General features: G+C 74.4%; 21 protein-coding genes and 1 riboswitch. Of the genes, 13 read left to right on the top strand and 8 right to left on the bottom strand.

Features of this window, described 5'->3' with window-relative positions:
* Positions 1-85: 85 nt before the first annotated feature.
* On the top strand, positions 86-676 hold the full coding sequence (locus V6V16_RS11830; protein WP_334562030.1) for a MerR family transcriptional regulator: 591 nt from the start codon (positions 86-88) through the stop codon (positions 674-676).
* A gap of 90 nt (positions 677-766) precedes the next feature.
* Here the strand turns inward: V6V16_RS11830 and V6V16_RS11835 are convergent, their stop codons facing one another.
* Positions 767-1249 carry a pyridoxamine 5'-phosphate oxidase family protein gene (locus V6V16_RS11835; protein ID WP_334562031.1) on the bottom strand — a complete coding sequence of 161 codons (483 nt, stop codon included), beginning with the start codon at positions 1247-1249 and terminating at the stop codon, positions 767-769.
* A gap of 223 nt (positions 1250-1472) precedes the next feature.
* Here V6V16_RS11835 and V6V16_RS11840 point away from each other — a divergent pair, with 223 nt between their 5' ends.
* The 3 genes from V6V16_RS11840 to V6V16_RS11850 are packed head-to-tail and all read left to right on the top strand — an operon-like array spanning position 1473 to position 3792.
* Positions 1473-1868, top strand: a complete 396-nt coding sequence (locus tag V6V16_RS11840) for a group I truncated hemoglobin (protein ID WP_334562032.1) — start codon at positions 1473-1475, stop codon at positions 1866-1868.
* Between the two features lie 2 nt (positions 1869-1870).
* A complete protein-coding gene (locus tag V6V16_RS11845; RefSeq protein ID WP_334562033.1) occupies positions 1871-3049 on the top strand; it encodes a globin domain-containing protein in 1179 nt (392 codons plus the stop codon).
* A 59-nt stretch (positions 3050-3108) separates the two neighbouring features.
* Positions 3109-3792, top strand: a complete 684-nt coding sequence (locus tag V6V16_RS11850; RefSeq protein WP_334562034.1) for a DivIVA domain-containing protein — start codon at positions 3109-3111, stop codon at positions 3790-3792.
* 168 nt (positions 3793-3960) lie between these two features.
* Here the strand turns inward: V6V16_RS11850 and V6V16_RS11855 are convergent, their stop codons facing one another.
* Positions 3961-4620, bottom strand: a complete 660-nt coding sequence (locus V6V16_RS11855) for an SDR family oxidoreductase (protein WP_334562035.1) — start codon at positions 4618-4620, stop codon at positions 3961-3963.
* A gap of 99 nt (positions 4621-4719) precedes the next feature.
* On the opposite strand from V6V16_RS11855, the gene V6V16_RS11860 reads away from it, so the two are divergent.
* Both V6V16_RS11860 and gcvP read left to right on the top strand, forming a co-directional pair.
* Positions 4720-5610 carry an NAD-dependent protein deacetylase gene (locus V6V16_RS11860; RefSeq protein WP_334562036.1) on the top strand — a complete coding sequence of 297 codons (891 nt, stop codon included), beginning with the start codon at positions 4720-4722 and terminating at the stop codon, positions 5608-5610.
* 142 nt (positions 5611-5752) lie between these two features.
* Positions 5753-5851: riboswitch (glycine riboswitch) on the top strand.
* 71 nt (positions 5852-5922) lie between these two features.
* Complete coding sequence (gene gcvP / locus V6V16_RS11865) at positions 5923-8781, top strand: aminomethyl-transferring glycine dehydrogenase (protein ID WP_334562037.1); 2859 nt, start codon at positions 5923-5925, stop codon at positions 8779-8781.
* A 126-nt stretch (positions 8782-8907) separates the two neighbouring features.
* Here gcvP and V6V16_RS11870 read toward each other — a convergent pair whose 3' ends face one another.
* Positions 8908-9108 (bottom strand): DUF5999 family protein, encoded by a 201-nt coding sequence (locus tag V6V16_RS11870; RefSeq protein ID WP_089000314.1) that lies wholly within the window; start codon positions 9106-9108, stop codon positions 8908-8910.
* 90 nt (positions 9109-9198) lie between these two features.
* On the opposite strand from V6V16_RS11870, the gene V6V16_RS11875 reads away from it, so the two are divergent.
* A complete protein-coding gene (locus V6V16_RS11875) occupies positions 9199-10425 on the top strand; it encodes a chorismate-binding protein (protein ID WP_442934066.1) in 1227 nt (408 codons plus the stop codon).
* Between the two features lie 121 nt (positions 10426-10546).
* A complete protein-coding gene (locus V6V16_RS11880; protein ID WP_334562039.1) occupies positions 10547-12154 on the top strand; it encodes an L-lactate permease in 1608 nt (535 codons plus the stop codon).
* Between the two features lie 19 nt (positions 12155-12173).
* On the opposite strand, the gene V6V16_RS11885 is transcribed toward V6V16_RS11880, so the two are convergent.
* Together V6V16_RS11885 and V6V16_RS11890 are read right to left on the bottom strand one after the other, a co-directional pair.
* On the bottom strand, positions 12174-13271 hold the full coding sequence (locus V6V16_RS11885) for a winged helix DNA-binding domain-containing protein (RefSeq protein WP_334562040.1): 1098 nt from the start codon (positions 13269-13271) through the stop codon (positions 12174-12176).
* 81 nt (positions 13272-13352) lie between these two features.
* Positions 13353-13964, bottom strand: a complete 612-nt coding sequence (locus V6V16_RS11890; protein WP_334562041.1) for a DinB family protein — start codon at positions 13962-13964, stop codon at positions 13353-13355.
* A gap of 61 nt (positions 13965-14025) precedes the next feature.
* Here V6V16_RS11890 and V6V16_RS11895 point away from each other — a divergent pair, with 61 nt between their 5' ends.
* Entirely contained in the window at positions 14026-15006 is a 981-nt protein-coding gene (locus V6V16_RS11895) for a helix-turn-helix transcriptional regulator (protein ID WP_334562042.1), read from the top strand.
* A gap of 45 nt (positions 15007-15051) precedes the next feature.
* Here the strand turns inward: V6V16_RS11895 and pip are convergent, their stop codons facing one another.
* Positions 15052-16011, bottom strand: a complete 960-nt coding sequence (pip, locus tag V6V16_RS11900) for a prolyl aminopeptidase (protein WP_334562043.1) — start codon at positions 16009-16011, stop codon at positions 15052-15054.
* Between the two features lie 53 nt (positions 16012-16064).
* Between pip and V6V16_RS11905 the strand changes: the two genes are divergently transcribed.
* The 3 genes from V6V16_RS11905 (at position 16065) to def (ending at position 18076) form a co-directional block, all read left to right on the top strand.
* Positions 16065-16544 (top strand): MarR family winged helix-turn-helix transcriptional regulator, encoded by a 480-nt coding sequence (locus V6V16_RS11905; protein WP_334562044.1) that lies wholly within the window; start codon positions 16065-16067, stop codon positions 16542-16544.
* A 226-nt stretch (positions 16545-16770) separates the two neighbouring features.
* Complete coding sequence (locus V6V16_RS11910; RefSeq protein WP_334562045.1) at positions 16771-17556, top strand: TetR/AcrR family transcriptional regulator; 786 nt, start codon at positions 16771-16773, stop codon at positions 17554-17556.
* 10 nt (positions 17557-17566) lie between these two features.
* Complete coding sequence (gene def, locus V6V16_RS11915; protein WP_334562046.1) at positions 17567-18076, top strand: peptide deformylase; 510 nt, start codon at positions 17567-17569, stop codon at positions 18074-18076.
* Between the two features lie 17 nt (positions 18077-18093).
* Here def and V6V16_RS11920 read toward each other — a convergent pair whose 3' ends face one another.
* Complete coding sequence (locus V6V16_RS11920) at positions 18094-18384, bottom strand: GNAT family N-acetyltransferase (protein WP_334562047.1); 291 nt, start codon at positions 18382-18384, stop codon at positions 18094-18096.
* Between the two features lie 532 nt (positions 18385-18916).
* A complete protein-coding gene (locus V6V16_RS11925; RefSeq protein ID WP_334562048.1) occupies positions 18917-19276 on the bottom strand; it encodes a winged helix-turn-helix transcriptional regulator in 360 nt (119 codons plus the stop codon).
* A 103-nt stretch (positions 19277-19379) separates the two neighbouring features.
* Here V6V16_RS11925 and V6V16_RS11930 point away from each other — a divergent pair, with 103 nt between their 5' ends.
* Entirely contained in the window at positions 19380-19991 is a 612-nt protein-coding gene (locus V6V16_RS11930) for a malonic semialdehyde reductase (protein ID WP_334562049.1), read from the top strand.
* Positions 19992-20000 lie beyond the last annotated feature (9 nt).

A 20000-nucleotide genomic window follows, 5' to 3' on the forward strand; every position in this document is an offset into this window, starting at 1 on the left:
CTGAAGGCGGCTATAGGGTTGCCGTTGTCGAGGGGTGCACGTCCCGGAAGCGACGTGTCACCGCACTGGCGGGGAGGTTGTCCGGATGCACGAGCCACGAGATCCCGATCCTGGTACGGAGCTGGACGAGCCGGGTGTGGCGCCGCCGGGTTGGGCGACCGAGGGTGACGGTGCCGTGGGGTACCGGGGTGTGACGGCTTGTCACGCGGCGGGGATCAGCTATCGGCAGTTGGATTACTGGGCGCGTACCGGTCTGGTGGTGCCGGGTGTGCGGGATGCTTCGGGTTCGGGGACGCAGCGGCTGTATTCGTTTCGGGACCTGGTGGTCCTGAAGGTGGTGAAGCGGCTGCTGGACGCCGGGGTGTCGTTGCAGAACATCCGTAAGGCGATCGAGGCGCTGCGTTCGCGTGGGGTGGCTGATCTGGCGGGCATCACGCTGATCTCCGACGGCACGACCGTGTATGAGTGCCGGTCGCCGGAGGAGGTGGTCGACCTGTTGCAGGGCGGCCAGGGCGTGTTCGGTATCGCGATCGGTGGGGCGTTCAAGGAGATCCAGGGTTCGCTGTCGCACCTGCCGTCGGAGCCGGCGACGTCGGTGGAGGCGCCGGTGGTGCCGGCGGCGGAGCCGGTGGGGGACGAGTTGGCGGCTCGCCGGGCGCGGCGCCGGGCCGGCTGAGCGGCGGCGGGGGCGCCCGCCGTTGGTGTCGGGTGGTGGACGCGGGCCGGAGGCGGGTGGTGTTGCGCCCGCTGGTCCGCACGGCTGCGACTAGAGGGTTACCGCCACGCGGTGGTCGGATGTGCGGGCGTGCTCTGGGCAGGGTTCGCTGGACGCGTGTGGACAGAGCATGAAGTGTTCGGTCACCGTGGCCCGGTACGCGCGGTACGGGCCGGGGGGCCGGAAGGCCTGCGGTCCCTTGCTGAACGGTGCCGCGCGCAGGTAGATCTCCAGGCCCCGGTCGAGTTCGGCGCCGGTCAGCTCGCACGCTGTGGCGGCCATGTACACCGCCTCGTCGGAGCCCGGCTCCTGCTGCGAGTTGAACACCACGATGCCGACGCGGGGTCGCACCGCGATGTTGCGGGCCTGCGTCGCCTCGGGTGAGGAGATCCAGTAGAACGTCGAGTATCCGTCGGGCACGTAGAAGACCGGCGACGCCCAGGGCTCGCCGTGTGTGTTCGCGGTGCTGAGCGTCATGAAGTGGTTGTCGTCGAGAATTGCCCGCCCCCTGGCTGCGAGGTCTGCGGTGTGCATGGCGCACACCGTACAACTGAGGTGCCGCCGGGCCGGCCGTCCGGTTGGTGCGGAGGGCGTGGGCGGTTTTTCGTGGGCGTGGCCGGGGGCAGTGACCGTGGCGCCACGAAGCGCTATGGTCCCATACGCGGTTCCGCGTAGCCGGTCGATGTTTGTCGCCTGCCGGGTGCGGGCCGCCCGCCCTGCGCGCGTCGAGCCCGCGCGCCTCCCGGAGGGAACGACCATGTCGGTTACGGATGAGGCCGCCCGCACTTCGCACTACGAGCGCATCGGTGGCGCGAGTGCGGTGCGGGCCGCCGTCGAGGTGTTCTACGAGCGGGTGCTGGGCGACGCGGAGCTGGCCGGCTACTTCGCCGCGGTGGACATGGCGGGTCAGCGTCGGCACCTGGCGTTGATGTTGACGGTGGTGCTCGGGGGTCCGAACGAGTACACCGGTCGTAGCCTGGCGGAGGCGCACCAGCCGTTGCGTATCCCGGTGGAGCACTACGCGATGGTGGGTGGGCACCTGGTCGCGACGCTGACCGCGCTGGGGGTGCCGGCCGATGTCCTGACGCACGTGCGGGCGGTCCTCGCGCAGGTGCGCGACCAGGTGGTGGCCGACGGCGGGGCGGGCGCCTGAGCGTGGATGCCGCCCGGCTCAAGCAGAGCTGGTCGCTGGTCTGCGCGCACGGCGACCAGGTGCCGCTCTTCTTCTATTCGACGCTGTTCCTGACGCATCCCGAGACCCGGCAGATGTTCCCGACGAACATGGCGGGGCAGCGGGATCGGCTGGTGGCGGCGCTGGGGCACATCGTGTCGCACGTGGACCAGGTGGATCGTCTGGCCGGTTTCCTCGGTGAGCTGGGTGCCGACCACCGTAAGTACGCGGTGCGCGCCGAGCACTATCCGGCGGTGGGCGAGGCGTTGCTGGTGACGTTGCGGCACTTCCTCGGCGAGCGGTGGAGCGAGGAGTTGGCGGGGGACTGGGCGGCCGCGTACGGGCTGGTGTCGCGGGTGATGGTGCGGGCGGCGCAGGCGGCGCAGGCGGTGAACCCGCCGTGGTGGGTGGCCGAGATCGTCAGTCACGAGCGGCGCACGTTCGACGTGGCGGTGCTGACGTTGCGGCCGCGGTATCTGTTGCCGTTCACGCCGGGGCAGTCGATCGGGGTGTCCCATCCGACGGTGCGGTCGTGGCGGTACTACTCGCCGGCGAACGCGCCGCGTGCCGACGGGACGGTGGAGCTGCACGTGCGGGCGGCGCCGGGTGGGGCGGTGTCGTCGCGGTTGGTGTACGGGTGCGCGGTGGGTGACGAGATCCATCTGGCGACGCCCGTGGGTGACCGGCTCACGTTGGGTTCGGCGGGGTCGGCGGATCTGCTGCTGCTGGCCTCTGGGACGGGTTGGGCGCCGTTGAAGGCGCTGGTGGAGCAGGTCGCCGCGGAGGGTTCGCGGCGTCGGGTGGCCCTGTACGTGGGTGCCCGCACGCGCGGGGAGTTCTACGACAGCGAGGCGGTCGAGAAGCTGGCGTCGTCGTTTGCGTGGTTGGACGTGACGTGTGTGGTGGGTGCGGACCTGCATCGGCCGGGGGAGTTCACGCACCCGGTGGACCGGGCGTTGGTCGATGGTGACTGGCGTTCGCGGCACGTGTACGTGTGTGGCGCGGACGAGATGGTGTCGCATTCGGTGCGGGCGTTGGAGCGGGTGGGGTTGCACGCCGGTCAGCTGCACCACGAGGGTTCCGGGCGGCACTGGTACGGCCCCACGTGGCGCACGGCGGTGGCGCGGGCGTCCGCGGCGGACACCGACGGAGATGCCCGGTGAGTGGGACCGGTCCCGTGGGGGCGAGCAGCGATCCTGCGAGCGACGGAGGGCGGGTGCCGGTGAGCGCGACCCCGGTCGGCGGGTATGACGGAGTGCGGGAGGCCGGGGGTGCGCGGGTGCGGATGACCGCCGACCGGGTGCGTCGGTGGGAGTTCGGGGTGGCCTCGTTCACGCGACGCGGCTTTGACGACGCCGAGGTGGACCGGTTCCGGGTGCAGGTGGCCGACGAGTTGGATCTGCTCGCGGCGCAGCTGGCGGAGCTGCGGGCGGAGAACGAGCGGCTCAAGGACCACGTGGAGCTGCATCGGCACGGGGTGGTCCCGAGTGCCCCGGCGGTGCCGGCGGCGAAGGAGGTGAACCTGTTGTCGGCGGCGCAGCGGGAGGCGGAGCAGATCATCGCGCAGGCGCACGACTATGCGCGGCGGGTCGCCGAGTACGCCCGTACGCAGTACGAGAGTTATCTGCGGGCGGCGGCGCAGGAGGCCCGGCGGGAGGCTGAGCGGTCGGTGCGGGGCTACCGGGAGGCGTCCGGGTCGGACTTCGACGGCGGGGTGGCGGCGCGGGAGGCGCTGCGGATCTACGGGGAGATGATGATCTCGCAGATGCGGGCGGCGGCCCGGCAGCTCGACGAGGGTGGGGAGCAGTTGGCGCGGACGATGGCGCGGTGGGGTGGTGACGACGCGACGCCGCCGGTCGGGGTGGGCGGCGGGCCGGGCGCGTTGCCCCGGCACCAGCAGCGCTGAGGCGGGGTGTGCGGCCCGGCGGGTCTGCGCCCCTGGTTCGCCCCCCGCTGGCGGGGGCGTTGCCGGCCGTCAGCCGCCCGGGGGCGGGTCCGGTCGTGTGCGTGGGTCGGCCGGGTCGGTGTGGTGCCGCTGGCGGGTGCCGGGCGTGACGGTCGGGGCTTGTCGGCGTCAGCGGGCCACGGCGGCGCCGACGGCGTCGGCGATGGGGGTCTCCCCGCCGACGAGTTCCAGGGTCAGGCCGGCGGTACGGGGTTCGTAGAGCAGGGAGACCAGGACCCGGGCGACGTCGGTGCGGGTGACGGCGCCCGGGGGTGTGTGCCGGTCGAGGGTGATCCGTCCGGTGGGTGGGTCGTCGGTGAGTCGGCCGGGGCGCAGGATCGTCCAGTCGAGGTCGCGGCCGGTGAGGTCGTCCTCGGCGGCTTTCTTGGCCCGCAGGTAGGCGGCGAACACGTCGTCGGTGCCGGCGGGTGCTTCGCCCTCCACGCCCATGGCGGAGAGCAGCAGGTAGCGGCGTACGTCGGCGCGCTGCGCGGCGTCGGCGAGCAGGACGGCGGCGCCCCGGTCGACGGTGTCCTTGCGGGCGGCGCCGCTGCCGGGGCCGGCTCCGGCGGCGAAGAGCACCGCGTCGGCGCCGTTGAGGTGGGCGGCGAGTTCGTCGGGGCCGACGTGTTCGAGGTCGGCGACGACGGGGTGGGCGCCGGCGGCGGTGAGTGCGGCGGCGTGCTCGGGGTTGCGGATCAGGCCGACGGCGGTGTCGCCGCGTCCGGCGAGTTCGCGGTGGGTCAGTTGGGCGATCTTGCCGTGGCCTCCGGCGATGACGACGCGCATACCTGTCAACCTAGCCGCTGGTCGGTGCCGGTGTCGGCGGTCGCGCGGGCCGCCGGTGGGCTGTTCGCCGCGGCGCCGCCGGTGAGGCAGCATGGACGGGTGACGGAGACGGTCGAGGGGCTGGCCGGGCTGGTGGCCGGCGGTGGTGTCGTGGTGTTGAGTGGGGCGGGCCTGTCCACGGAGTCGGGCATTCCGGACTACCGGGGGCCCAGTGGTGCGGCGCGGCGGCACACCCCGATGACGTTCCAGGTGTTCACGCGCGACGCCGACGCGCGGCGGCGTTACTGGGCGCGTAGCCACCTGGGGTGGCGGATGATCGCGCGGGCGGTGCCGAACGAGGGGCATCGGGCGGTGGCGCGGTTGCAGCGGGCCGGGCTGGTGCGGGGGATCATCACGCAGAACGTGGACGGGTTGCACACCGCGGCGGGCAGTCCAGGGGTGGTGGAGTTGCACGGCCGCCTCGACGAGGTGGTGTGCCTGGACTGCGGGAACCAGGTGTCGCGGGAGGAACTGGACCGGCGGCTGCGGGAGGCGAACCCGGGGTTCGACGCGCGGGTCGCGGCGGTGAACCCGGACGGTGACGTGGATCTCGACGATGCCGCGGTGGCCGGCTTCCGTACGGTCGACTGCTCGTTCTGCGGTACGGGGATGTTGAAGCCCGACGTGGTGTTCTTCGGTGAGACGGTGCCGGCGCCGCGGGTGGCGCGCTGTTTCGCCATGGTGGGCGGAGCGCGGCTGCTGCTGGTGCTGGGTTCGTCGTTGACGGTGATGTCGGGTCGCCGGTTCGTGTTGCGCGCGGCGAAGCTGGGTGTGCCGGTGGTGATCGTCAACCAGGGGCCGACGCGGGGCGACGGGTATGCGGCGTTGACCGTCGACGCGCCGCTGGGTCGGCTGCTGCCGGCGCTGGCGGACCGGCTGGCCGGCGGGTCGGACGCCGCCGGGGCCTGCGGGGGTGCCGTGCCGGCGGGGGCCACCGGCGTCGGTCTGTAGCGCCGACCCGCGGCGGGCCGCCGGCGGCGCGACGCGGGCGGGTGCCCGGGGCGCGGGCACGTCGCGCGTGCTCATGGTGATCATGTCTGGGGGTACGGCGTCGGCCGGGGGACGCGACGCTGGTAGCGTTGACCATGCCGGTAGTACCCGCGTGGGAGAGACCGCCCAGCAGCACCCAGGGCGGCGCCGAAGGGGCAAATCCTCCCCGGAACCTCTCAGGCAAAAGGACCTCGTGGGCAGGCACTGTGGAGCGCTGTGCGGGCGCGACAGAGGGGGAGGCCGACCTGTCGACCTCGCCCGGGAGTGCCGTCCATGACCACAGAGCAGTTCGCCGCCCGCCACATCGGCCCGGGTCCCGACGATGAGCGTCGGATGCTGGAAGCCGTCGGCTACGCCTCGGTCGAGGAGCTGATGGACGCGGCGATCCCCGAGGTGATCCGCTGGCACGGCACCCTCGATCTGCCGGAGCCGGCCGGTGAGCACGACGCCCTGGCCGAGTTGCGGGCGCTGGCCGCGCGCAACACGGTGGCGGTGTCGATGATCGGCCTGGGCTACCACGGCACGCACACCCCGGCGGTGATCCGCCGCAACGTGCTGGAGGATCCGGCCTGGTATACCGCGTACACGCCGTACCAGCCGGAGATCAGCCAGGGGCGGCTGGAGGCGTTGCTGAACTTCCAGACCATGGTCACGGACCTGACGGGGCTGGCGACGGCGAACGCGTCGATGCTCGACGAGGGCACCGCGGCGGCCGAGGCGATGACTCTGGCGCGGCGGGCGTCGAAGAGCAGGAGCACGGTGTACGTGGTCGACGCCGACACCCTGCCGCAGACCATCGCGGTGATCGCCAGCCGGGCGGAGCCGCTCGGCATCGACGTGCGGGTGGTGGACACCGGGCGCGAGGAGTTGCCGGCGGAGTTCTTCGGCCTGCACCTGCAGTACCCGGGGGCGTCCGGGGCGGTGCGTGACCAGGCGGATCTGGTGCGGGCGGCGCACGGGGTGGGGGCGCTGGTGACGGTGGCGGCGGACCTGCTGGCTCTGACGCTGCTGCGGGCGCCGGGGGAGATCGGCGCCGACATCGCCGCCGGCACCACCCAGCGTTTCGGCGTGCCGATGGGCTTCGGTGGGCCGCACGCCGGTTACCTGGCGGTGCGGGCGGGCCTGGAGCGGATGCTGCCGGGGCGGCTGGTGGGGGTGTCGCGGGACGCGGACGGCAACCCGGCGTACCGGTTGGCGTTGCAGACCCGCGAGCAGCACATCCGGCGGGAGAAGGCGACCAGCAACATCTGCACCGCGCAGGTGCTGCTGGCGGTGATGGCCGGCATGTACGCGGTGTACCACGGCCCGGACGGGTTGCGGGCCATCGCGGCGCGTACGCACGAGATGGCGGCGCGGCTGGCGGCGGGCCTGCGGACGGTCGACGGCGTGCGGGTGGTGCACGACGCGTTCTTCGACACCGTGACGGCGCGGGTTCCCGGGCGCGCCGAGGCGGTCGTCGCCGACGCCGCGGCGCGGGGGGTGAACCTGCGGCTGGTCGACGCCGACCACGTCGGGGTCTCCTGCGACGAGACGACCACCGTCGGGCACCTGCGCAGGGTGTGGGACGCGTTCGGCGTCACCGTGGTCGGGGCGGCGGTGCGCCCGGACGGGCGGTGGTGGGCCGAGCCGGTCGCCGCGGCGTTGCCGGCGCAGCTGCGGCGCACCTCGGACTTCCTCACCCATCCGGTGTTCCGCAGCCACCACTCGGAGACGGCGATGCTGCGCTACCTGCGGCGGCTGTCGGACTTCGACTACGCGCTGGACCGGGGGATGATTCCGCTGGGTTCGTGCACGATGAAGCTCAACGCGACCACCGAGATGGAGCCGGTGAGCTGGCCGGAGTTCGCGCACATCCACCCGTTGGCGCCGGACGCGCAGACCGCCGGCTACCGGGAGATGATCGCCCAGTTGGAGGGGTGGTTGGCGGAGGTGACGGGCTACGACGCGGTCAGCGTGCAGCCCAACGCCGGTTCGCAGGGTGAGCTGGCGGGTCTGCTGGCGATCCGGGCGTACCACCGGGGGCGGGGCGAGGGGCACCGGGACGTGTGCCTGATCCCGTCGTCGGCGCACGGCACCAACGCCGCCAGCGCGGTGATGGCCGGCATGCGGGTCGTCGTGGTGGGCTGCGACGACGGGGGCAACATCGACCTGGTCGACCTCGACGCGAAGATCGACAAGCATCGGGACGCCCTCGCGGCGATCATGGTGACGTATCCGTCGACGCACGGGGTGTACGAGACGGGCATCGCGTCGCTGTGCGCGAAGGTGCACGACGCCGGCGGTCAGGTGTACGTCGACGGGGCGAACCTCAACGCGCTGGTCGGGTTCGCCAAGCCGGGGAAGTTCGGGGCGGACGTGTCGCACCTGAACCTGCACAAGACGTTCTGCATTCCGCACGGCGGCGGGGGCCCGGGGGTGGGTCCGGTGGCGGTGCGGGCGCACCTGGCGCCGTTCCTGCCGGGTGACGCGTCGGGCGCGCACCCCGAGGGGCGTCCGGCGATCTCCGCGGCGCGGTACGGGTCGGCGGGGATCCTGCCGATCCCGTGGGCGTACCTGCGGATGATGGGTGCGGCGGGGCTGACCCGGGCGACGGGGGTGGCGGTGCTGGCGGCGAACTACGTGGCGGCGCGGCTGCGCGCGTACTTCCCGGTGCTGTACTCGGGCAACAAGGGACTGGTGGCGCACGAGTGCGTCCTCGATCTGCGGCCGTTGACCCGGGCGACGGGGGTGAGCGTGGACGACGTGGCGAAGCGGCTGATCGACTACGGGTTCCACGCGCCGACGATGTCGTTCCCGGTGGCGGGCACGCTGATGGTGGAGCCCACCGAGAGCGAGGACCTGGCCGAGCTGGACCGGTTCTGCGACGCGATGGTCGCCATCCGGGCGGAGATCGACAAGGTGGCCTCGGGGGAGTGGCCGGCCGGCGACAATCCCCTGTCCAACGCGCCGCACACGGCGTCGATGGTGGCGGCGGACGAGTGGCCGCACCCGTACCCGCGGTCGGTGGGCGCGTACCCGGGCGGGGTGCTGCGGGCGGGCAAGTACTGGCCGCCGGTGCGGCGGATCGACGGCGCCTACGGCGACCGGAACCTGGTGTGTTCCTGCCCGTCGCCGGAGGCCTTCGAGAGCTGACGTCGCGTGACGCCGGGGCGGTGGTGGTGCCGCCCCGGCGGGTGCGCCCACCTGGGCGGGGGCTGTGTCGAGCGGGGGATTAGCCTGGGTGGACGCGCGGAAAGCGCGTGACGCGGTGTGACGAAGTCAGGCGACCAGGGCGTGTCGGGCGGGGCCGCGGTGGGGGGCGATGCTGCTGCCGTCGGGGAGAAGTTCGCCGGTGTCCTCGAAGACGATGACACCGTTGCAGAGCAGGCTCCAGCCCTGCTCAGGGAAGCAGGCGAGGACCCGGGCGGCTTCCCGGTCGGTCGCTTCGGCGGAGGGGCAGGTGGGTTGGTGCTGGCACATCGGGATCTCCGGACTGTGGGGGCACTGTGTCATGGTTCACATGACCAGTGACGCACAGTACCAAGCGGAAGTGGCCGGCATCGAGCAGGTATGCGCGTGGTTTCGCGGAAATCCACTGAACGGATGAGGGTGGATGGGCCGGACGGCATGGAAACGCTCCCAGGGATAGTGGCCGAGGTGCCCGGCGCGCCGGCCGGCTGCCGCCGCGTCCTGACCGAGCGCGCCCGGTGGGAGTGGCGCCCCGCCGACGGTGGCGACCCGGCGGCCCTGGCCGAGCAGTTCCTCGCCGCGTACGGCCTGGCCCTGCACGACCTGGCCCGCCCCGGGCCCGGCCACGACCCGACCGGCGTGTGCGGGGCCGCCCTCTACGTCTCCGCCGCCGCCGGCGCGGCCCTCGCCGGGGCCCCCGCCGCCGCGGCCAACCCCGCCGCCACGCTGCCCGAGGTCGCCGTGGTCGTCTACGGCCACCACCCGGTGCCGGCGCCCCCGGCGCCGGCCGGCGGGCGCTGGTGGCGCGGCGACTGGGCGGAGAGCTGGACGCCCGGGCAGCACGCCGCCGCGGTCACGGCGGTGCGCGCCGGCATCGCCCGCGGCGACGTCTACCAGGTCAACGTCGTCGGGCACGCCTCGGCCCGCTACGCCGGCGACCCCCTGCCGGCACTGCGCCGGCTGGCGGCGCTGCCCGGCGCCCGCTACGGCGGCACGCTCACCGGAGCGGGCTGGGCGATCGGCTGCGCCAGCCCGGAAACGCTGGTGGAGCTGGCCGACGGCCGGCTGATCACCAGGCCGATCAAGGGCACCCGGCCCGCCACCGCCGCGGGCCGCGCCGAACTGCTCGCCTCGGCCAAGGAACGCGCCGAGCACGTGATGATCGTCGACCTGGAACGCAACGACCTGGCCCGCGTCGCGCGCACCGGCAGCGTCCGCGTCGACGAGCTGTTCGCCGTACGCCGCTGGTGCGACCTGTGGCAGGCCGAGTCGACGGTCTCCGCCGCCGCCGCCGACGGGCTCGGCCTGGCCGACCTGCTGCGCGCGCTCTGCCCCGGCGGCTCGGTCACCGGCGCCCCGAAGCTCGCCGCGCTGCAGCGCATCGCCGCGCTGGAGCCCGTGGGGCGCGGCGCGAGCATGGGTGCCCTCGGCTGGGTCGCCCCGGGCCGCATCGACCTTGGCCTGAGCATCCGCACCGCCGCCGTCGACACCGAGCGGGTGCATGTCTGGGCCGGCGGCGGCATCACCTGGGGCAGCGACCCGGCCGCCGAGGTCGCCGAGGCCGCGGCGAAGACCGCGCCGGTGCGCGCCGCGCTCGCCGGCGGCTGACCCCCGCGCCGGCACCGGGCGTCGGTGCGCACGTTGGAAGCAGCGCCGCGGCACGCCCCTGCGATGAAATGAGCCCTCATCGACAACGGGGCCGGGAGCCTCGGCATGCGAGGCGGTCCCGATGTACCAGCAACCGCTGCACCCGGTCGCCGGGTCGCTCGCGCTGAGCGCCGCGTGCGCCGCGCTGCCCCTGATCACCCTGTTCGTGCTGCTCGGTGTCGTGCGTACCCGGGCCTGGGTCGCCGCGTTCGGCGCGCTGGGCGTCGCGGTCGCGCTGGCCTGGTGGCTGTGGCGGATGCCGCTGTCGCAGACGCTGCTGGCCGCCGGGCAGGGCGCCACCTTCGCCCTGTTCCCGCTGGTCTGGACGTTCGGCACGGCCATCTGGATCCACCGCCTGACCGTGCACACCGGACACTTCGACGCGCTGCGGCAGGGCTTCGCCCGCATCAGCGACGACCGCCGCGTGCAGGCCCTGGTGATCGCGTTCTGCTTCGGGTCGCTGCTGGAGGCGCTGGCCGGGCAGGGCACCCCGGTGGCCGTCACCACGGTCATGCTGCTGGCCCTCGGCTTCACCCCCGTACGGGCCGCCACCGTGGCGCTGGCCGCCAACACCGTGCCGGCCGCGTTCGGGCCGCTCGGCCTGCCGATCACCACACTGGCCGGCGTCACCGGGCTGCCCGCCACCGAGCTGGGCATGATGGCCGGCCGGCAGGTCCCGGTGATCGCGCTCGTCGTCCCGCTGGTCCTGCTGGTCGTCGTCGACGGCGCCCGGGGCGTACGGGAGCTGTGGCGCCCCGCGCTGGCGTGCGGCGGCGCGTTCGCCGTGGCCCAGTTCGCCACCGCGAACTGGCTCACCGCCGCGCTCGCCGACATCACGGCCGCGTTCGCGGGCATCGGCGCCCTGCTGCTGGTCACCCGCCTGCCGGCCGCGCGGCGGCGGGTGCCCGTGGCCGTGGGCGGTGGGTCGCCGCCGCCGGAGCCCACCCCGGCGCGCGAGCGGCAGTGGCGGGCGTACGCGCCGTACCTGACGATCGTGGTGGTATTCGCCGTCTCCCAGCTGCCGGCGGTCAAGCAGCTGCTCGACGCCGGCACGCTCGCCGTCTCCTGGCCCGGCCTGCACGTGCTCACCGCCTCCGGCGCGCCGTCTGCCCTGACGACCTTCCGTTTCGCCTGGCTCGCCGCGCCCGGCTCGCTGCTGCTGGTGGCCGGCCTGGTCACCGTGGCGCTGCTGCGGGTGCCGGTGCGCCAGGCCGTGCGGCTGTACGGGCTCACCCTGTTCGAGCTGCGCTGGGCCGTGCTGACGGTCGTCGGGCTGCTGGCCCTGTCGTTCACGATGAACGCCGCCGGGCACACCGCCACCCTGGGCGTCTGGATGGCCGGCGCGGGTGGCCTCTTCGCCGTCCTGTCGCCCGTCCTCGGCTGGCTGGGCGTCGCCCTGACCGGCTCGGACACCTCGTCGAACTCGCTGTTCGGCGCGCTGCAGGTGGCCGCGGCGCAGCGGGCCGGCCTCGACCCGGTGCTGCTGGCCGCCGCCAACGCCTCCGGCGGCACCCTCGGCAAGATGATCAGTTTGCAGAACCTCACCATCGCCGCCGCCGCCGTCGGGCTCAACGGCCGCGAGGGAGAGCTGTTGCGGCGCATGTTCGGCTGGAGCGTCGGGCTGCTCGCGCTGATGTGCCTGCTGGTCGGGTTGCAGGCCACGCCCCTGCTGTCGTGGATGGTGCCGTAGCGCCGCCGGCGTGGGCGGTTCAGCGGGTGGACGCGGCGAGGCGCACCCGGTGGCTGTCGCCGTCGGACAGGAACGCCGCCAGCGCGCTTGCCTGCTCGGCCACGGCGGCGCGGTCGGCGCGCGAGAAGCGGCGCAGCGGCTGCACGAGCACCGTGGCGTCGGTGACGCTCCAGGTCGCGGCGACCCGGCCGTCGAGCAGCACGACCCGGGCGCCGGCGACCGACAGCCCTCGGTGGGCGTCGTCGATGATCCGGCCTCGGTCGTGGTAGCCGAGGATCGCGTTGTCGAACGCCGGCAGGAACCGCACCGGGGCGGGGGTGTCCGGGTCCGGGCGGGGCGCGTCGGGCAGGTCCCACAGCTCCCGGCCCCGCTCGTCGCGGAACGCGACCAGCTCTCCGCGCACGGCGGCCACCGCCGCCGGCAGCCCGGCGAGCCCGCACCACGCGCGCAGGTCCGCCGTGCTGGCGGGACCGAACGCGGCCAGGTAGCGCCGCAGCAGCGCCTCGCCGACCGGGTCGCCGCCGTCGGGGGCCGGGGGGTCGACCTCGCGTCCCAGCCAGTGGGAGAGGGGGGCGTGGCGCACGCCCGCCCTGGTGCGCCACAGCCCGCGCGGCGGCAGCTGCGCCATCGGGACGAGGGCGAGCAGCATCTCCCCCAACGCCCCTGCTCCGGGCGCCGGCCAGCGTCCGGCCAACGCCCGGGCCAGTTCGCCCGTCGAGCGGGGCACCCCGTCGGCCAGCAGCGCCCGGCCCGCCGCCGCGAGCTCGTCGAGGTCCACCCCGTCGAGTTCGCGGCGGTAGACGCCGAGCACCCGTTGGCGCAGCATGGCGTCGTGGCGGGACCGCCATGCCAGCACGTCGTCGGCCGCGAGGAGATGCACGGTGCGGCGCATCAGGTGGGTGCGTACCACCTCGCGCCGCAGCAGCAGCCGCGACAGCCGCGCCGGGTCGAACGCGCGCAGCCGCGAGAAGAGCCCGACGAACGGCTCCTGCGGTTCCTGCGCCTGCAGGCCGCACAGGTGCGACACGGCGTCGAGGACCGGCAGGTCGGCGGGCCCGAGCAGCAACTGCCGGGCCAGTGTCGCGCGGTTGAGCGCCCGGCTGTCGAGCACGGTCACGGGGGCACCTCCTTTCCTGCGGTCCGCGGGTGGCGAAGTCGATGCCCGGGTCACCCGAGCAGCGCTCGGACCCGGTGCCGCTCAGGTGGCCCGCTGCCCGTCGAGGCTCTCGCGCAGGATGTCGGCGTGCCCGGCGTGCTGGGCGGTCTCGGCGACGACGTGCATCAGCACCCGGCGCACGCTGCGTACCTCGCCCGGCTCGTGCCACGGCGCCGACGGCAGCGGGTGCGTCGCCGACAGGTCGGGCAGCGCGGCGACGATCGCCTCGGTACGGGCGGCGACCCGCTCGTAGTCGGCGAGGATCCCGGTCAGGGTCTCGCCGGGCAGCATCCGGAAGTCGTCCTGGTGCTCGGTCATCCACCGCGGGACCTCGGTCGCGGTGCCGGCCAGCAGGTCGGACCAGGTGACGCCGGCGGGCAGGTCGTACCGCATCCCGGACGGGCCCTCGGCCGCGAACGTCAGCCACGTCCGCTCCATGGCCGTGACGTGCTTGACCAGCCCGCCCAGGCACAGGGCGCTGACCGTCGGGCGCGTACCGAGCCGCTCGTCGTCGAGCCCTCGCACGGTGGCGGTCAGCGTGGATCGGGCGGTCGCGAGCGCGGCGAGCAGGTCGCCGCGCTCGGTGTCGGCGACGGTGGGGGAGAGGGTGTGGGTCACGGCGTCGTGGTCCTTCGGGTCGTTGTCGACTGGCATGCGGCAACGGTGTCAACAGAAGCGGTCAGGAAGTGGCCGCTTCCGCGGGCAATATGGGGCCATGCCGAAGACCTCCGCGCGACTGCTGGCGTTGCTCTCGTTGCTTCAGGCGCGCCGGGACTGGCCGGGGCTGCTGCTGGCCCAGCGGCTGGAGGTCAGCCCCCGCACCGTTCGCCGCGACGTCGAGCGCCTGCGCGAGCTGGGCTATCCGATCGTGGCGTTCAAGGGACCCGCCGGCGGGTACCGCCTCGAGGCCGGCACGCGGCTGCCCCCGCTGCTCTTCGACGACGAGCAGGCCGTGGCCCTGGCCATCGCGCTGCGCATCGCCACCACCACCGGCGCCGGCATCGAGGAGGCCGCGGCGCGCGCGCTGCACACCGTGCGGCAGGTCATGCCCGTACGGCTGCGCCACCGTATCGACACCCTGCCGGTCACCGCCGTCGAGCACTCCGCGATCGCCCCGGTCGACAGCGGCGTGCTCACGGCCCTCGGTGGCGCCGTCCACGCCCGCGAGGTGCTGCGCTTCGACTATCCCCCGGGGCCCGACGACGGCCCGTCCGTCGCGCCGCGCCGCGTGCAACCGCACCACCTCGTCACCTGGGGACGGCGCTGGTACCTCGTCGCCTGGGACCTCGACCGCGACGACTGGCGCGTCTTCCGCGCCGACCGGATCACCCCACGCGCACCCACGGGACCCCGCTTCACGCCCCGCGAGCTGCCCGGGGGTGCCGTGGCCGCCTTCCTGACGCGCAGGTTCCGGGGCACCGACGGCCACGGCGACTGGCCCTGCCGCGGCGAGGTGATCCTCGACCTGCCCGCCGCCGTCGTGTCGCGGTACAGCGGCGACGGGGTCGTCGAGGCGCTCGGCTCGGACCGCTGCCGGCTCGTCCTGGGCTCCTGGTCGTGGCCCGGCCTGGCCGCCGCCCTCGGCAGGTTCGACGCCGACATCGAGGTCGTCGGCCCGGCCGAACTCAGGGCCGCCTTCGCGCGCCTGGCCCGCCGCTACGCCGCCGCGGCCGGCACGCCGCCGCCCGCGCCGTGACCCGCCCCGCGCGAGCCCGGTGCCGCGCCCGCGGGCGGGCGCCGCTCAGCGGCGCGTGGCGAAGTCGTCGAGCGCGGCCACGACCCGCTCGGCCGTGCCGTTGCCCGATCCGTGCCCGGCGGCCTCCAGCAGCTCCAGCCGGGCGTCGGGCCAGGCCTGCGCCAGCTGCCAGGCGACCTCCGGCGGGCTGCTGATGTCCAGGCGGCCGTGCACCAGCACGCCGGGGATGCCGGCCAGCCGTCCCGCCTCGCGCAGCAGTTGCCCCTCCGGCAGGAAGCAGCCGTGCCGCCAGTAGTGGGTGACCAGCCGGGCGGAGAGCATCCGGAACACCGGGTCTTCGTAGCGGGGGTCGGGCCGGTGCCCGGGGGCGGTCGCGACGTGGGTGTCGTCCCACGCGCACCAGTCGCGGGCGGCGCGCTCGCGTACCGCCGGGTCCGGGTCGGCCAGCAGCCGGGCGTACGCGTCGGCGAGGTCGCCGTCGCGCCGCTCAAGCGGCACGCCGTCGCGGAAGCGGGCCCACTCGGCCGGGAAGACCCGCCCCATGTCCCGGGTGAGCCACCCGATCTCCCGCCGGGTACCGGCGGTCACGCTGAACAGCACCACCTCGCTGACCCGCTGCGGGTGCCGCTGCGCGTACGCCAGGGCGAGGCAGGCGCCCCAGGACGCGCCGAGCACCAGCCAGCGGTCCACGCCCAGGTGTGCGCGCAGCCGCTCGATGTCGGCGATCAGGTGCTCGGTGGTGTTGGTGGACAGGTCCACGCCCGGGTCGGCGGCGTGCGGGGTGCTGCGGCCGCAGCCCCGCTGGTCGAACAGGGCCACCCGGTAGCGGGCCGGGTCGAACAGGGTCCGCCAGCTGGGCGCGCAGCCGGAGCCGGGCCCGCCGTGCAGCACCACGGCGGGTTTGCCGTCCGGGTCGCCGCAGGTTTCCCAGTACACGAGCTGGCCGTCGCCGACGTCGAGCCTGCCGTGCGCGTACGGCTCGACCGGGGGGTAGCGCCGGGCCATCGTCCCGTCCTTTCTCGTCACTCCAAATACAACAGCACTGTTACATTAGCGGGGTGACAGGGACACCGGAACGGGAGGCGGTGGGGACGCTGCTGCGGCACGTCCTCGACGTGCTCGACGGCGACGTCGCCGCGGTCTACGCCGAGCGGGGCCTGGCCGACTACCGGCCCCGGTTCTCGCCGCCGCTGCGGGTGCTGGTCGCCGGCGGGCCGCTGCCCATCCGCGATCTGGCCCGCCGGGTCGGGGTCACCCACTCCGCGGCGAGTCAGACCGTCGCGCAGATGGCCCGCGTCGGCCTGGTGCACCTCGTCCCGGGCGCCGACGCCCGGCAGCGCGTCGTGCACCTGAGCGAGCGGGCCCGGCAGCTGCTGCCGGTGATCGAGGCCGAGTGGGCGGCGACGAGCGCCGCGATGCGCGAGCTGGACGCGGAGCTGCCCGTACCGCTGGCCGACCTGCTGCACGAGGTGCTCGCCGCGCTCGGCCGGCGCTCGATGCGCGAGCGCATCGCCGACGCGGGCCTGCCGCCGCCGTGACGGCCCGAGCCGGTGCCGGCCGGCGAGGGTCAGCGCCACGCCCGGCTCGGCGCCGGCCGCGTCCGTCGCCCGGCTGCGCACCGCCCTCACCCCGCCCTCACCCCGCTCACGGCGAGGATGACCGCCGTGGTGCTCCGGCGTCGGGCCGCAGCGGAGCGCGCAGCACCAGCACGGCCGCGCCGCCGAACCGTACGGCATACGGTACGGCGCACGGTAGATTGCCGGGGTGACGAGCGAGTACAGCGGCACCGGCGACCCCGCGCGCAGCCTCGCCCTGCTCTGGCGCACCCGCGAACGCAGCAGCCGCAAGGGCCGACCAGACCTCTCCGTGGACCGCGTCGTGCGCGCCGCCATCGAGGTGGCCGACGCCGAAGGGCTCGCGGCCCTGTCGATGCGCCGGGTCGCCGAACGCCTCGGCGTCGGCACCATGTCCCTCTACACCTACGTGCCGGGCAAGGGCGAACTGCTCGACGTCATGCTCGACACCGTCTACGGCGAGACCGCCCGCCCCGAGGACGTGCCCGGCGGCTGGCGCGGCCGCCTGACCCACGTCGCCCGCGAGACCTGGGCGCTCTACCTGCGCCACCCCTGGCTGTTGCAGGTCGCCACCACCCGCCCGCCGCTGGGCCCCAACCTGATCGCCCGCTACGAGTACGAACTGCGCGCCGTCGACGGCATCGGCCTGACCGACCTGGAGATGGACGCGGTCGTCACCCTCCTCTCCGGCTTCGTGCACGGCACCGTACGCAGCGCCGTGGAGGCCGCCCAGGCCGCCGCGCACACCGGCATGACCGAACAGCAGTGGTGGCAGGCCCACGCCCCCTACCTGGAGAAGGCCCTCGACCCGCGCCGCTACCCCCTCGCCGCGCGCGTCGGCACCGCCGCCGGAGAGGAGTACCAGGCCGCCGCCGACCCCCACGGCGCGTTCGAGTTCGGGCTGGCCCGCATCCTCGACGGCATCGAGGTCCTCGTCGCCGGGCGCCGGCACGCCGAGCCCGACGACGACCGATAACCTTGCCGGCATGACCATGCGCCCCATCAGGATCATCGGTGACCCCGTGCTGCGCACCCCCAGCGAGCCCGTCACCAGCTTCGACAACGAGCTACGCGATCTCGTCACCGACCTGATGGACACCATGCTCGGCGCCCCGGGCCGCGCCGGCGTCGCCGCCCCCCAGATCGGCGTCAACGCCCAGGTGTTCGTCTACCACGCCGACGGGCACCGCGGGCACCTGGTCAACCCGACGCTGGAGCTGTCGCAGGAGTTGCAGGACGACGACGAGGGCTGCCTCTCCGTGCCCGGGCTCTACTTCCCGACCCCGCGCGCCCTGCACGCCACCGCCCACGGCTTCGACCAGCACGGCGAACCACTCACCATCTCGGGCAGCGGGTTCCTCGCCCGGGCCCTGCAACACGAGACCGACCACCTCGCCGGGCGCCTCTACGTCGACACCCTGCGCGGCGACACCCGCCGCAGGGCGCTGCGCGAGATCCGCGCCGGGCGCTTCGACTCACCCAGCCGCCGCGCCTGACGCCCACCGCCCGCCCGTCACCGGGGGCGGGCGGTGAGCGCGAACTCGCCGTAGTCGGCCACCCGGGTGAAGCCCAGCCGTCGGTAGAGGCGCAACGCCGCCGCGTTCTCCGCCTTCACATTGAGCGTCACGTGCGTGACGTCCGCGGCCAGCCGCCGGCACACCTGGGCCACCGCCGCCCCGGCCAGCCCTCGCCCGCGCAGGCGGGGGTGGGTGGTCACGTTGCCCAGCGCCGCCACCCGGTAGCGCGGCGAGTAGACGTGCACCCCGGCGACGGCCACCAGCTCGTCGCCGTCGCGCACGCCCACGTACCGGGCCGGTGTCCAGCATCCGGGGGTCGAACCAGTTGCCGGGGTAGGCGACGTCGTAGAGGCGCCGCAGCGCAGGCAGGTCGCCCGCGTCCAGCGCCACGACCCCCGCCGGGCGCACGGTGTCCAGCCGGGCCGGGTCGGTCAACACCATCCGGTGGTGCGTGCCGGCCGCGTCGATGTCGAACGCCCCGGCCAGCGCCGACTCCAGGCCGGGGGAGAGGTGCGCCCACAGGCGGGCCGGCAGCACCGGCGCCAGCTCGCCCAGCAGCGCCGCCAGCCGCGTCACCCGGGGCGCGGCCGCGAACGCCAGCAGGGTGGGCGGGTCGGCGCCGTGGTAGAGCAGCGCCACCTCCTCGCCCCGCCGGAACCAGGACGTGTACGGCCAGAAGAAGTCGTCGAGGTCGCCCAGCTGGTACGCGTGCAGCACCGGATCGCGCCCGAGCAACCCGGCCAGGACGGCCCGGTCGTGTTCGGCGCGTACGGGCACCGCTCGATGATCACACAACGGTCGGCGTGCTCCGCCGGCGACTCAGCCCGGCGTGGCCCCGGCCTCGGTCGGCAGGTTCTCGTGGGCCCATCGGCCCAGCGCGTCCAGCACCGGCAGCAGCGCCTTGCCCGGCTCGGTGAGCTCGTAGCTGACCCCCACCGGGGGCCCCTGCCGCACCGTGCGGCTGACCAGGCCGACCCGCACGAGCTCGGCCAGCCGGTCGGAGAGCACCGACTCGCTGATCCCGGACAGCGCGCGGGTCAGCTCGGCGAACCCGGCCGGCCCGTCGGCGAGGGTGCTCAGCAGCATCCCGTTCCACCGCTTGCCGAGGAACGCGAAGGCCCGCGCGACACCCCCGTCACACGCGCGGGGCGCCTCGCCCGCCTGCGGCCTGACCCTCATACGCCCAGGATACGGCGACCACCCCCCGAGCTGGGAACTACTAAAAAGCTAGCTGCTACCGTGACCGAAGCCCGGCAGCCGATCCCTCTGGAGACGACACCCGATGACCGACGTCCACCCGGCCCTGATCCACCTCGACCCCCAGGCCCAGCAGCTGCTCTTCACCGAGGCCCGCACCCCCAACACCTTCACCGACGAGCCGGTCACCGATGAGCAGCTACGAGCGATCCACGACCTCGCCAAGTACCCGCCCACCGGCGCCAACACCCAGCCCTTGCGCATCCTCTTCGTCCGCCCCGGCAACGCCCGCAACCGCCTCGTCGCCCACATGAACGAAGGCAACCGCACCAAGACCGCCAGCGCCCCCATGGTCGCCGTACTCGCCGCCGACACCGACTTCCACGAGCACCTCCCACAACTCTTCCCGATCCGCCCACGCATGCGCGACGACCTCGCCGCCGACCCCGCCGCCCGCGAACGCATGGCCCGCTTCAACGCCACCCTGCAGATCGGCTACTTCCTGCTCGCCGTACGCGCCGCCGGCCTCGCCGCCGGCCCCATGGCCGGCTTCGACACCGCCGGCGTCGACCGCGAGTTCTTCACCGACAGCACCTGGAAGACCCTGCTCGTGGTCAACATCGGCCACCCCGGCGAGAACGCCTGGTTCCCGCGCCTGCCCCGCCTCGACTACACCGACGTCGTCCGGCACGCCTGACCCACCCCA

It is taken from the genome of Micromonospora sp. CPCC 205561 (genome assembly GCF_036906775.1).
Classification (GTDB): Bacteria; Actinomycetota; Actinomycetes; order Mycobacteriales; family Micromonosporaceae; genus Micromonospora.

Bases quoted from the DNA above. Each gene is read 5' to 3' on its own strand.
- V6V16_RS11830 (WP_334562030.1), top strand. From the start codon at position 86: ATGCACGAGCCACGAGATCCCGATCCTGGTACGGAGCTGGACGAGCCG.
- V6V16_RS11925 (WP_334562048.1), bottom strand. From the start codon at position 19,276: ATGAGGGTCAGGCCGCAGGCGGGCGAGGCGCCCCGCGCGTGTGACGGG.
- V6V16_RS11855 (WP_334562035.1), bottom strand. From the start codon at position 4,620: ATGCGCGTCGTCATCGCCGGAGGCCACGGCAAGATCGCCCAACTGACC.
- V6V16_RS11840 (WP_334562032.1), top strand. From the start codon at position 1,473: ATGTCGGTTACGGATGAGGCCGCCCGCACTTCGCACTACGAGCGCATC.
- V6V16_RS11835 (WP_334562031.1), bottom strand. From the start codon at position 1,249: ATGCACACCGCAGACCTCGCAGCCAGGGGGCGGGCAATTCTCGACGAC.
- V6V16_RS11870 (WP_089000314.1), bottom strand. From the start codon at position 9,108: ATGTGCCAGCACCAACCCACCTGCCCCTCCGCCGAAGCGACCGACCGG.
- pip (WP_334562043.1), bottom strand. From the start codon at position 16,011: ATGGCCCGGCGCTACCCCCCGGTCGAGCCGTACGCGCACGGCAGGCTC.
- V6V16_RS11875 (WP_442934066.1), top strand. From the start codon at position 9,199: ATGCGCGTGGTTTCGCGGAAATCCACTGAACGGATGAGGGTGGATGGG.
- def (WP_334562046.1), top strand. From the start codon at position 17,567: ATGACCATGCGCCCCATCAGGATCATCGGTGACCCCGTGCTGCGCACC.
- gcvP (WP_334562037.1), top strand. From the start codon at position 5,923: ATGACCACAGAGCAGTTCGCCGCCCGCCACATCGGCCCGGGTCCCGAC.
- V6V16_RS11890 (WP_334562041.1), bottom strand. From the start codon at position 13,964: ATGCCAGTCGACAACGACCCGAAGGACCACGACGCCGTGACCCACACC.
- V6V16_RS11895 (WP_334562042.1), top strand. From the start codon at position 14,026: ATGCCGAAGACCTCCGCGCGACTGCTGGCGTTGCTCTCGTTGCTTCAG.
- V6V16_RS11880 (WP_334562039.1), top strand. From the start codon at position 10,547: ATGTACCAGCAACCGCTGCACCCGGTCGCCGGGTCGCTCGCGCTGAGC.
- V6V16_RS11930 (WP_334562049.1), top strand. From the start codon at position 19,380: ATGACCGACGTCCACCCGGCCCTGATCCACCTCGACCCCCAGGCCCAG.